Source organism: Mesorhizobium sp. M1A.F.Ca.IN.020.06.1.1 (genome assembly GCF_004023265.1).
GTDB lineage: Bacteria > Pseudomonadota > Alphaproteobacteria > Rhizobiales > Rhizobiaceae > Mesorhizobium.
In genome coordinates this window covers 1-11,422 of record NZ_RZSR01000070.1, presented here as the reverse complement: position 1 = coordinate 11,422, position 11,422 = coordinate 1, and the positions used below count along the sequence as shown (strand labels likewise).

The 11,422-nt window shown below is 60.8% G+C and carries 11 protein-coding genes and 1 pseudogene; 8 read left to right on the top strand and 4 right to left on the bottom strand.

The genetic code is table 11. The annotated features are described in order from the left end of the window. Positions 1-354 (top strand): annotated as a pseudogene (locus EOA60_RS05545) (Ku protein); the annotation flags it as partial. Positions 355-370: 16 nt separating this feature from the next. Here the strand turns inward: EOA60_RS05545 and EOA60_RS05540 are convergent. Both EOA60_RS05540 and EOA60_RS05535 read right to left on the bottom strand, forming a co-directional pair. Next, positions 371-652 (bottom strand): hypothetical protein, encoded by a 282-nt coding sequence (locus EOA60_RS05540; RefSeq protein ID WP_066992031.1) that lies wholly within the window; start codon positions 650-652, stop codon positions 371-373. A gap of 131 nt (positions 653-783) precedes the next feature. Then, complete coding sequence (locus tag EOA60_RS05535; RefSeq protein ID WP_095826285.1) at positions 784-1,815, bottom strand: ATP-dependent DNA ligase; 1,032 nt, start codon at positions 1,813-1,815, stop codon at positions 784-786. 159 nt (positions 1,816-1,974) lie between these two features. Here EOA60_RS05535 and EOA60_RS05530 point away from each other — a divergent pair, with 159 nt between their 5' ends. Further along, a complete protein-coding gene (locus tag EOA60_RS05530) occupies positions 1,975-2,583 on the top strand; it encodes a cysteine hydrolase family protein (RefSeq protein ID WP_066992037.1) in 609 nt (202 codons plus the stop codon). A 945-nt stretch (positions 2,584-3,528) separates the two neighbouring features. Continuing rightward, the gene (locus EOA60_RS05525) at positions 3,529-4,215 is read left to right on the top strand and encodes a response regulator transcription factor (RefSeq protein ID WP_245299539.1); all 687 of its coding nucleotides are present in this window, start codon (positions 3,529-3,531) and stop codon (positions 4,213-4,215) included. Positions 4,216-4,362: 147 nt separating this feature from the next. Here the strand turns inward: EOA60_RS05525 and EOA60_RS05520 are convergent, their stop codons facing one another. Next, a complete protein-coding gene (locus EOA60_RS05520; protein ID WP_127334734.1) occupies positions 4,363-5,445 on the bottom strand; it encodes a hypothetical protein in 1,083 nt (360 codons plus the stop codon). 549 nt (positions 5,446-5,994) lie between these two features. Here EOA60_RS05520 and EOA60_RS05515 point away from each other — a divergent pair. Further along, complete coding sequence (locus tag EOA60_RS05515) at positions 5,995-6,582, top strand: sugar transferase (protein WP_208720894.1); 588 nt, start codon at positions 5,995-5,997, stop codon at positions 6,580-6,582. Between the two features lie 83 nt (positions 6,583-6,665). Here EOA60_RS05515 and EOA60_RS05510 read toward each other — a convergent pair whose 3' ends face one another. Continuing rightward, positions 6,666-6,914 carry a hypothetical protein gene (locus tag EOA60_RS05510; RefSeq protein ID WP_066992046.1) on the bottom strand — a complete coding sequence of 83 codons (249 nt, stop codon included), beginning with the start codon at positions 6,912-6,914 and terminating at the stop codon, positions 6,666-6,668. Positions 6,915-7,325: 411 nt separating this feature from the next. Here EOA60_RS05510 and EOA60_RS05505 point away from each other — a divergent pair, with 411 nt between their 5' ends. The 4 genes from EOA60_RS05505 to EOA60_RS05490 form a co-directional block, all read left to right on the top strand. Then, a complete protein-coding gene (locus tag EOA60_RS05505; protein WP_095826287.1) occupies positions 7,326-8,630 on the top strand; it encodes an O-antigen ligase family protein in 1,305 nt (434 codons plus the stop codon). Positions 8,631-8,673: 43 nt separating this feature from the next. Continuing rightward, positions 8,674-9,513, top strand: coding sequence for a hypothetical protein (locus tag EOA60_RS05500; RefSeq protein ID WP_095826288.1), 840 nt, complete (start codon positions 8,674-8,676; stop codon positions 9,511-9,513). A 2-nt stretch (positions 9,514-9,515) separates the two neighbouring features. Further along, positions 9,516-10,520 (top strand): hypothetical protein, encoded by a 1,005-nt coding sequence (locus EOA60_RS05495; RefSeq protein ID WP_095826289.1) that lies wholly within the window; start codon positions 9,516-9,518, stop codon positions 10,518-10,520. A 158-nt stretch (positions 10,521-10,678) separates the two neighbouring features. After that, positions 10,679-11,422 (top strand): PqqD family protein (locus tag EOA60_RS05490; RefSeq protein WP_128311123.1); only part of this gene is annotated, 744 nt, incomplete at its 3' end.

Here is an 11,422-nt window from a genome sequence, read left to right as displayed (position 1 = left end):
CCCTTCGGCAAGGGAATGCTTCTCACCGAGCTGCGGGACCGCAATGAGATGGTTTCGGAGGCGACGGTGTTCGAAGGGCTGAAGAAGCAGGACTACGAGGCGGACCTGCTCGAGATCGCCGGCCTGCTGATCGACAAGAAGGCGACGAAGTTCGATCCTTCGAAATTCGAGGATACATACGAGAACGCGCTGATCGCCATGATCGAGGCCAAGCGCAAAGGCAAGAAGCTGCCCAAGGCGGCGCCGAAACCGCGTGAGAACGTCATCAATCTGGCCGACGTTCTGCGCAAAAGCCTTGCCAAGGAGGGCATCGCCGCGAAAGGCGCGAAGCAAGGCAAACCCAAGTCAGCTTGACGCCAAGAAAGGCCGCTCAGACCTCGTCGAACCGGCTTCCTTCCTTGGAGGGATCGCGCGCGAGGACCCGCTCCTCCTCGTCGTCCGGGAGTGCCTCGTCACTTTCCTGATAGGGATTGTCGTCGTCTTCTTCGGGGAGCGTTCCCTCCGCTTCTTCATCGTCCTGCGGGTCGCCGTTGACGGCGACGCTGTCGGGCAGGATCCGGCCGCCCTCAAGCGCGTCCCAGTCCTGCTGCTCGACTGCCGGAGCCTCGGTTTCGTCCTGATTTGCGGTGCGTTGCTTTTTACGCGGGTCCATCTCGTTCTCCAATGCTGCAAGCCTATCCGGCTCGCGGTTCGCTCAGTTGGAAAACCGCTCAGGCGAATGGTGGTTCCGCCCGTTGCAGCAAGTGGCGGCCGTTGTGGCGTCGCCTCTCCCTGGTAGGTGTCCTACGCGATCTGTTCGAACGTGCATTGGCGCGGCGCCTTGTCGGGCCGCCAGCGCACCATCCTTGTTCCATGCCGGAATCGGTCGCCGGTGACATGGTCGAAGCGGACCTCCACGACCAATTCGGGCCGCACCGGCTCCCATTCTCCGCTGCGCTCGGTGCTCCAGCGGCTCGGGCCGCCGGGTGCCTTGCCGGTGAAGCCGAGCCCGCCGCGCAACGCTTCAAGCCTCTTGGTCAGCGCCGCTCGCTCGTCACTGGCGATGGTCGAGGTGAAGCCGACATGGTCGAGCTGGCCACGGTCGTTGTAGAGGCCAAGCAGCAGCGAGCCGATTTGGCGCTTGCCGCTCAGGTAGCGAAAGCCACCGACCACGCAGTCTGCTGTGCGCAGCCGCTTGACCTTGATCATGGTTCGCTCGCCCGGGCGATAGGGTTCGGCCAGTGCCTTGGCGACCACGCCATCGGTGGCACCTCGGCCGGCGCCGCGCAACCATCGTCTGGCGGTCGCGAGGCTCGTTGTGGCCGGCGAGAGCTTCAGCCCGGCGTTCTCTGCCCTGGCAACGAAGTCCTCGATCGCCCGGCGCCGATCGGGCAAGGGCAAATCGAGCAACATCTCGCCTCCCGGGGCAGCCAGTGCATCGAACAGGATCAACCGCGCCGGTGTTTCCGCGCTCAGCTTGCGGATACGGCTCTCGGCCGGATGAAGGCGCATCTGCAGCGCGTCGAAGGAGACGCGCCCGTCGATCTCGATCACGATCTCGCCGTCCACGACGAATTGCCTTGCGGCGAGGTCGCGCAGCATCGTCGTCAGTTCGGGAAAGTAGCGGCCGAGCGGCTTGCCGGATTTGGCGCGAAGCTCGACGGCGTCGCGGCCCTTGAAGGCCAGGCAGCGAAACCCATCCCATTTGGGTTCGTACTGCCAGGGACCTTCAGGCAACGCGTCCGCGGTCCGCGCCTCCATCGGCGGCGTATCCAAAGACAGCGGAAACTCGGGGCTCGATGTCGCTGGTTGGGGCGTAATCCTGGAGGTCTCCATCTCGGTAGAACGTTCGACCACACCTGTAGTTTCCGGTCGACGGGAACGAGTTGCACCGCGAGGCGTTGCCTCACCAAAGTTCAGAAACGAAATGTCGAGCTTTGACCGCGTCGGGCACTTCTTCACCAGAGCGAACATGAACTTCCGACAGGAAATCCGATGTCGGCTTCCGGCTTGAGCTATGGTCCTCTGGGCGAGCGCTGCGCGCATCTATGCGTCGACATGCAGAAATTGTTCGCGGAACCTTCGGAATGGGCCACGCCGTGGATCACCCGCGTCCTTCCGAGGATCGTCAGCCTCGTCGAATGGAAAGCCGAGCAGACCCTTTTCACGCGCTTCGTGCCGGCTGAAAAGCCTGGCCTGGGTGCCGGCACCTGGAGGCGCTACTATGAGCGCTGGGCGTCGATGACGATCGAAAATGTCGGGCGAGAAATGGTCGGGTTGCTGCCGCCGCTGTCATCCTTCTGTCCGCCGGCGCAGGTGATCGACAAGCATGTTTATTCGCCCTGGCCGGAGGGCAGACTGCAGACGGCACTTGCCGCGCGCAGCATCGACACCCTGGTGGTCACGGGAGGCGAAACCGATGTTTGCGTGCTCGCAACCGTCCTGGGGGCGATCGACATCGGATATCGCGTGGTGCTGGTCACGGATGCGCTTTGCAGTTCATCGGACGCGACGCACGATGCCCTGATGACCGTCTACCATCAGCGCTTCGCGCAACAGGTCGAGACCGTCGAGATGGAGACGGTCCTTTCGGCCTGGACCTGAACGTTATGGGACGATCCGCACCGGCTACAGCCGAAAGCGACCGATCAACTGCTATTTGACGGGAACCGCAATGTTTCTCCGAAATTGCGCAGGCAGGGAGTGTGTAGATGCCTAAACCAGCGAAACGGGAAAAAGCTCGCAAGCCAAATCCGTCTGACCCCAACCCAAAGCAAAAGCCGCCGAGGGACACGCGCGAAAACCCGACACGGAATCCGGACGGTCCCGGCGAATTGCCGGACACCACCACGCGTGAAGAAGTCGAGACAGTCAGGCCTAACCTGAAACGCTAGTACCGGTAGGCGTACGTATTTGCGAGGCGCGACGCTTTGATGTTGTGGAGATAGGCCGCGCGAAGATTGACTTGTCGGCCCGACAAGACTGCGATTGCCGGCCAAAAAAGGAACCCCGGCTGCAGTGGTTGGGTGGGGGGCACGGCAGCCGAGGTCAATGTTTTTCTAAGAACTGTGGCGCCGTTTGCTTCAAACCGCAAATCTCGCTCTAAGGTCGAGATATGCTCGCGCGCAGCTTTGAGGAGCAGAATTCCTGTGATTGCAACTTAAGGTTGTCATCCTTTCGGTCATATTAGCCACCTAAGATATAATTACCAAATTGTTAACCAGGATTAATGCGCCTTTTCCACAGCATCGTAGTATGCATTTGAGGCTGGATTACCTCAATGGAGCGGGGATCCCATACGTCCGTGGGTTGGGCCGGCGTATGCACTACTCCTTGAATCTATTCCTCACTTCGCAGCAAGTCGCCCGACACACGGTAAACAGCGTATCAGTTCATGCCGCTGAACAAGCCCTGCGTGGGAGTCAAGATAAAAAGGGGAGCGAGCGAAGTCGGCGGCGGAGAGGAGTAAATAAGGCGATGGGACATCTTCAAATTTCCGAGTCTTGGAAGGATGCGACGGGGTCGTTGCAGAACGGGCATCTGACGGACGTGAACGGGCTCGGCACGTCTGATCTCGAAGAAGGACACCCGACCGAAGGTCTGGTGGTAATTGTGGACAAGCGGGCACTCGAGCGCGAATGTCTTGCTCGAGGCCTTATCGAACATAATCCGGCTTTGCGCGTCAGCGCCGTAGGATCTCTTGATGAGATTCAGCACGTCGCCGGCGGGGCGGAGGCTTCCGCGATCCTCGTTATTCTCGGCGCCAGAAAGGTGACCGACCAGAGCGTTCGGGCGGAACTTGTGCACCTCATCTCCGAGGTCGGCGCCGTACCCGTAATCGTCGTGGTGGATTCCGACGAGCCGGGGGAGATCCTTGCGGCTCTCGAATGCGGCGCCCGCGGCTACATTCCCACGAGCGTCAAGGTGAAGGTCGCTGCCGAGGCCATCGGTCTCGCCCGCGCCGGAGGGATCTTCGTGCCCGCCAGCTGCGTGCTGGCGCTTCGCGAGATCATCCATTCGACGGCAAACGGCGCCCGTCCGCTCGCCGGAATGTTCACCTCGCGCGAGGCCGCGGTCGTGGAAGCGCTCAGGAAAGGCAAGGCCAACAAGATCATTGCCTACGAGCTCAACCTCTGCGAGAGCACGGTCAAGGTCCATATCCGCAACATCATGAAAAAACTGAAAGCCACGAACCGCACTGAGGTGGCCTACAAGCTTAGACAGATGATGCTTTGAAGGCTGCCCAGGCCTGGTGCCTGGCAATAGAACGACGCACGCCGATCCTCGACGTGGAGGCGGACCTATTTCAGGTCCGCCTCCCTTCGAGATTCAGAAATAGGACGGTGCCTGCAGGTCTTGAAACGGATGCGCTCAGGCCGATGCTCAGGCATGTTCCCGGTCGAGCATCTCGAATCCTGCCTTCACGAGAAATCCAACACTGTCGCGGCCCAACTCCGCACCGCGATATGCTGCTTCGGCAGCCTTCACGCCTCCCGTCAGTCTGCGGATCACCGGAGCCGCTCCGAGTATCTCGAGCGGCAGGCCCAGCTCGCCGCGGTTGGGGCGCTTCGGCGGCCATACCCTGAGGCCGAAATAGCTGGCGGCCGAGCGGTCGATCCCGCCGCTGAACTGCACCAGCAGCGCCTGGCGCGTTCTCCTGGCGATGCGGCCCAGACTGTTGATGTCCATCGGGGGTTTGGCGGAGGGCCGCATAGCGACGATGATCACCTCCCATGCATCATCGGTCAGCAGAACCGGATGCGAAAAAACACCGACTCTTGCTCCACGTTCGGCGAGCATACGTTCGAGGAATGGTGCGCAGGGCGTGTCGCAGACGACGGCGAATCTCGAGGCACGCTGATCGACACCGGCATCCTCGAGTAGGACCCGGCATAAGCGCGCGAATTCCGGCATCAGGTCTATGGCCGGGTGACCGAGATTTGGAGCAGCAACCTTGATGCCGGCCTCGTCACAGGCATCGAAGTCCAACACGCCTTGCCGAAGCTCCCAAGGCTCCGCCATGAGCGCAACGACCGCGTGAGAGGGCAAGAGCTCGATGAGCGATCTCGAAATCGGTCCGACCTGGGGACAATTGGTGATGAGGTCGACCTCCTGCCATTTGCGGCTTTCGATGCGGTTCGTCACTTCCACGCGTTCGGCGACCTTGGCGTACTCGGCAAATGCCAACGTCGCGTCCGCGGCCGCCGCCAGGCTCGGATGTCTGGAGGATACGCGGGTGAGTGCAACGACACGGTCGGCATTGGCGAGCGCCGCGGCTGTCGCAGTCACCGCCTGATAGCCCATCGCCGCGCCAGCCACGACAGTGAGGCCGGAGAGATCAAGATCGAGCAAAGCTATCTGCTTGCGGACGACGGCAAGTGCTTCCGCATGGTCGACCTCCAGAAACTGACGAGCGCCCGGCCTTGCGGGGAAGTCACCGGACGAAGGCTTCGGAATGGGCGTCACGTTGCGTGCTCCACTGACAGGCTGGCAGGCATTCTTTCGACGCGGAAGATCTGTCTCGTCGAATCTCGTCGCATGCGCGCGCATGCTTTTCAGGCATTGCCAGACGGCTGCCGGCTCGCCCATCCGGCACCAGTGGCTCCAGACATTCTCTCGGCATCCTTGCCATCAGAGCTAGGGCCTGAATTCAGTCGGCGGTCTGGATCGCCCCTAGCCGGACCAGTCGCATTTCGTCGATCACGAATACAGTCGAACTTGCCCGAACTGCTACTGCAGAAAATGGGTGCCAGTGTTACGCCGTTTGATCAGAAGGCTTATCGACACCGCGCCGGCAATACGCGTTCAGGCTAAGAGGCTAACCGGCGCCAGATCGGGCGCTACCTCCTTTGCGGTTCTTGCCGGGAATGGTCCGCCGAGTGAAGTTGAGCGCTAAAATCAGCCGTTTCCTTGGCGAAGCTCATGACAATCAGCGCATTCGACACGAACCCCCGCAGACCCGGAATAGGCGTCGGCCAAAACCATCGTCCGCTTGGGGGGCGGCGCAAGAGGATCATGGACGTCACCATCGCATCGATCGCGCTTGTGCTGGCCGCTCCGATCATGCTTGTGGTTGCCCTCTTAATATTGGCGACCGACGGCGGACCGGCGATATTCTCTCACACTCGGGTCGGCTTCAACGGCAGGCGTTTCGCCTGCTACAAATTCAGGACCATGGTTGCCAACTCCCAGCAGGTTCTGGCCGACTATCTTGCGAGCAATCCCGAAGCCGCCAAGGAGTGGGAGCAGAATTTGAAATTCAAGAACGATCCGCGCGTCACCTTCCTGGGGCACATTCTCAGAAAGTCGAGCCTTGATGAGTTGCCTCAGCTCATCAACGTGCTGCGCGGCGACATGAGTTGCGTCGGCCCTCGGCCGGTCGTCCCCGACGAGCTGCAACGTTACGGCGCCTGCGCGATCGATTATCTTCGAACCCGGCCCGGGCTGACCGGCGCGTGGCAAGTGACGGGCAGAGACGCAATAGACTATCCGAGCCGTGTCTCCCTCGACAGCCGCTACGTGCGAAACTGGTCCATATGGGCCGACGTCGTCATTCTCGTTCGGACGGTCTTCGCCGTGATGAGATTCGATCATGCGTCCTGACTGGCGAGGCAGGCAGCGAGCATTGGCGGCATCGCCGCTTTAAAAAAGTCCGGCGCCAGCGACGAAATGGCAGCCGCAGTCCGTCAATGCTCATCGGTCACGGCGCGACGCCACACGATGCCGAGGAAGACGCCGAGCAGGTAGGCGCCCTGCAGCGTGACAACGAAAAGCAGGATCGAAAGCAGACGGTCCCAGGCAAACAGGCTGCCGATGCCGCCTGCAATGGCGCTGAACACCACAATCACCGCGGTCATGACGATGAGCGCCGGCGCGCGAACACGAAATCCGAGCAAAATGCCGATCACGCCGACGGCGACAAGACCCCAAAGCACGGCGATCTCCTACGGTGTGAAAGACTCGGTGTGCCGCGCCCAAGTCTCCCACATATGCAAATCCGCACCAACACCGAATCCCCGCCGCGGCTAGACCGGATCTCGACCAGGCAGACTGGAATCGCAGCACCACCAGCCCTTGCACAAAAGGCGTAGGACACCTTGTCCCAATGACGCGTTTTCGCTCATTTCCTTGTCATCCAGCTGCGCCTACGCTGCTTATGAAATAGGTACGCGGAGTATTCACCCGCGGTGCGGCAGCGCGCCTTGAATCACCGTCCTGGAGTGAACGTTGTGTCTCTATTTCTTGGCGTTGCCGTTCAGGACACAGGGGCACCGGACGCAGCCTGGCGAGGCAAGAGCGCGTCGGCCCGCGGTTGTTGCATAGCATTTTCAGCGTGACGACCATCGATGCTGCAGGCTTCCATCCTTTTGCTGATCGTGTCGATATGGTTCCCTGGCGCCACGCGGATTGCCGGAACCGATGGCTCGATTTCCTTTTTGCTCGCTTTGTTCTGCGGCCTGGTAAGCCTCGTTCCCTACGCCGAAGCGACAAAACGTCTGCATCGCACCGACACGGCCCTGGCAACTGCCGTGCTGACAACATCTGCCCTCATCATGGTTCTATCGCTGCTGTCGGCGCTACACGCGGACAATCCGGTCAGGACCATGCGCGCTGTCTTCGCCCAGGTGTTTGGTTTCGCCACTATCCCGACCATTGCATTGATCGCCGCGAGGCCTAGGAGTTTTGAGGCAATCGACAGGATTGGGATGACCATGGCCATCATGGTTGCTGTTACATCCTGCCTTGTCGTTATTGGCCTCGGCGATGCTCGATTCGCCGATCGGGCGGAGGGCTATTTCAAGCATGCAAACCAGCTCGGAATTGCCTTGTCGGCCGGTCTGCCGCTTGTCGCCGCGAAGCTGGTCGCTTCTCGAAGGCACCGAATCCTCCTTTCGGTTTGCCTCCTCGCGGGGTTGCTGGGTTTGGTCAAATCGGGATCCAAGACGAATTTCGTTCTTGGGGTCGTCGGTCTCGGCACGTTCTACGGGCTATACTGCATCTATCTGGTGATAAGGAAGCAGCGTCCGGTAACAGTGATCGCGGCGACCGTTACGGCTCCGATATTGTTCCAGGCTAGCTTCATGATGTTGCAGTTCCTGAACCCACGGGCCTACAAGCTGCTGTCGCTTCAGCTCTCCGGCGGGGAGGCACATTCGATCGTTTCGCGGCAGCGACTGTGGTCGATATCAATCGATCTGGGCCTGTCGCATCCGTTCATGGGCGTGGGCGCAGGGCAATGGGTGGGCGACATCGCTCCGCACAGCCACAACCTGTTCATCGATTATTTTAGAACGCTGGGAGTGCCCGGCCTCGCCTTGGTGGTGATCATGGTTCTGCTGGTGGTGGGTTATCTGATCAGCGCCGTTCTGCACACATTGGTCGACAGGGGCAGGAGCGAACAAGCGACCGAAGTGAATGTCATGGTGCTCGGAACATCGGTCGCCGTATGGAACTACTTGGTCGCCAACCAGATGAGCGATTCCTTCGGGCCGTCAACCGCCGCCTTCTTCTGGCTGCCGCTCGCTTTGCTCATAGTCTACCGCGGCATGCAGCGATCGCTGCAGACCGGCCTTGCCAAGACCCCGAGGTTGTATGTCGGGACCGGGTCTCAGCTGCTTGAAGTTGAGTATGCCCCTCGCACATCGCCTTGACTTCATTGGCGTTCCAAGAGTTCATCGTACCACCCGAAATCCAATGACCTCGCACACTGTTGGTGACCTGGCGGCAAGCCTCCCGCCAAGCGTCGAAGCACGCGCGCTGCGGACAGACATTCGATTTGTCGAATTCTTTGGTCTGCCCGGGGTCGGAAAGACAACTACCTCCGGCCTGCTGGCGAACAGCCTGCGACGGTGCGGCCCGCTGGAAGGCGACGTGCGAGTGGCGTGGGAAGGAAGAACATTCATCGAGAGGCAGATACACAGAATGGGCGTTGTCGCCCCTCGGCTGCTAGATCGTGAGTTTCGCTCGTTGCTTGCTCGAATTGCCCGCTTCGTCATCGAAAGCAGGCAAGTGTCGCGCCTTGATGCCATCAGGCTTGTCTGGAATCTTATCAGCCTGGTCGCATTTATCCAGCATGAGAGGGCAAGAAGAAATTCAATAATCATAATGGATCAGGGGTTGCTGCAGGGATTCTGGTCCATATTGCTGAAGAGCAGATGCAAAAAAACATCCGAGAATTGGCTGGATATGCTTTCTGCCGTCGGATTGCATGACATGGTTTTTGTCCACCTGCGCAGCGAGACCGGCATCGCCAGAGACCGGCTCCTGACCAGGGGCGATCGCTCCTCGCGGCTGCAACGGACATCCCCGGACAGCGATCCCGACCTTTGGTCGGCGGCGGATCGGGCCTGCCGCGAAATGGCGGCCGCCCTTGAGCGGGGAATGGGAACGGAAGATCGCATGGGCGTGCTGGCGGCCATCGACATCGAAAGGCTCGCATCGCCCGAAGACGTGGCCTCGAGAGCTCTCGAGGCGGTCCGTTCGGCCTGTCTCGAGCGGCATCGGCAATCCCTTTCTTCAGGTCAACGAGCATGAGGATGGACCGCCGTTCATTCATGGGCCTTGCTGGGCTGTCTCCCGTGTTCGCGCTGTTGCCGGGCTCGTGCCAGGCGGAGGGCGGGCAGATGCCGGAGGGCAAGCAGCTCGTTCTGACGGGCGAGCACGGCTACGAACAACAAATGTTTCGGGATCTCGAAGCCGGAACGACAATCGACGCCCGGAATGCTTCCTTCACAGTCGCCAACAGCAGAAATCCTGAGCCCAGCGCGATGATGGGCTGCGACGAAGGAAACCTGCCGGTCAATCGCTACCCGGTGGTCATCCGCAACTGTCCGGACGTTCATTTCATCGGAGGGCGCTTCGACGGCCAGGTGCCGCTGACCTCCGATTGGCGCGACACCTACTGCAACAGCGCGGCTCTGCTTGTCAGGGACGGAACCGCCAATGCGACAATAGAAGGTGTGCGCGCGCGGCGCTGCTGGGATGGCGTGCGTTTCGCAGCGCGGGCCGACGGCTTTCACCTGAAAGGCTGCTGGCTCAGCGAAATCAGGGATGATGCGGTGGAGAACGACTACCTGCTCAGCGGCATTGTCGAAGATTGCCTGTTCGACGGCTGTTTTTCGGGGATCAGCGTGGATCCTGCCTCAAACGAGCGGGATGGGACAGGGGAGACAGTGCAGATCGATCGAACCCTCATTCGCATGCACCCGTTTCTCTCCAAGGGCGAAATCACACATCAGGCGCCGATCAAGGCCGTCGATCAGTCACCCAGGCTGAGGATAACGGGATCGGTTTTCGCATTGGCTTCGGTGAACATGCGTGGACTCCGTCGCCTGGAAAGAACCTGGGGGCTGGCTATCGAAAGCCGGGACAACGTGTTGCTGTGGCTGCCCGACCAACCAATTCCTTCGGAATTGCCGCTGCCGCCATCCGGTTTCAAGGTGCTGACGGGCGCTGACGCGCGCGAATACTGGAACAAGGCGCATCTGCAATGGGTCGCGGCGCATCAGAACGTGGCCCGGTTCTCCGACGAAGCGCTGTGAGAAGTCGCACTCGGGGGCAAAACATTCGGTTGCTTAGCTGTGTTGGGCGAAGTGAACTCCTGCCGAAACGCTTGTCGCTTCGCCCATTGAACGTACCTGTTTCGCAACGACAGGTTGGACCGCCGTCGCGTTCCGGCAGAGGGGGAGAGGACTACTCGATGAATCACGAGGCGGGTAACGGAACGGCGCCGCCAGGCTCCACCGCTCATATCCCGGCCACGTTTGTGACCCAGGGACGGCTGGCACGCGTCAGGGGGCAGAATATCCTGTTCAGTCCTTCCCAGCGGGCCATCTTCGCCGTCAACGATACTGCCGCCGAGATCTGGCGCTCCCTGGAAGAGGGAACATCGCCGCGCGCCATTTCGGCCGAGATGGCGCGCGCCGGCGTCGATGGGATCGAGGCAAACAGGCATGTCGAGGCCGCGCTGAGGGATTGGCAGCGGCTGAGCTTGATACGGCCCGACGCACCGCCGTCTGTGTCGGCTCGAGAGGCTGTGAGCCAGGTCGTCGCGATCGCGGGCCTTTCCGTACGCATCGAGTATCCTGCAGCCTGCGCCTTTCCCGCGGTCGTCGTGTTCCGGCATCTCGAGGTCCGACGAGAGACTGCCGACATTCTGTTCCAACTGGTCGAGCATGAAGGACGGGTCCACCTGTTCCGGGATGGCGACTGGGTTCTTTCCTGCGCGCCCGACGAGCTGCCCGTCATGGTGAAAGGGCAAATGCTGATCGAGGTCCTCGATCGCAGCGCCTACGAACTTGCTCTGCACGCGGCTGCGCTTCTCAAAAATGAGCGCATCGTGCTTCTTTGCGGCAACCCGGGCGCAGGCAAGACTACGTTGACCCTGGCGCTGGTCAATGCAGGGTTCGGTTTCGTATCTGACGATGTGACCCTGTTGGACTCC

Excerpts from the sequence above, each read along its gene's own strand:
- EOA60_RS05540 (WP_066992031.1), bottom strand. The coding sequence starts at position 652 with ATGGACCCGCGTAAAAAGCAACGCACCGCAAATCAGGACGAAACCGAG.
- EOA60_RS05530 (WP_066992037.1), top strand. The coding sequence starts at position 1,975 with ATGTCGGCTTCCGGCTTGAGCTATGGTCCTCTGGGCGAGCGCTGCGCG.
- EOA60_RS05505 (WP_095826287.1), top strand. The coding sequence starts at position 7,326 with ATGCTGCAGGCTTCCATCCTTTTGCTGATCGTGTCGATATGGTTCCCT.
- EOA60_RS05535 (WP_095826285.1), bottom strand. The coding sequence starts at position 1,815 with ATGGAGACCTCCAGGATTACGCCCCAACCAGCGACATCGAGCCCCGAG.
- EOA60_RS05500 (WP_095826288.1), top strand. The coding sequence starts at position 8,674 with ATGACCTCGCACACTGTTGGTGACCTGGCGGCAAGCCTCCCGCCAAGC.
- EOA60_RS05495 (WP_095826289.1), top strand. The coding sequence starts at position 9,516 with ATGGACCGCCGTTCATTCATGGGCCTTGCTGGGCTGTCTCCCGTGTTC.
- EOA60_RS05515 (WP_208720894.1), top strand. The coding sequence starts at position 5,995 with ATGGACGTCACCATCGCATCGATCGCGCTTGTGCTGGCCGCTCCGATC.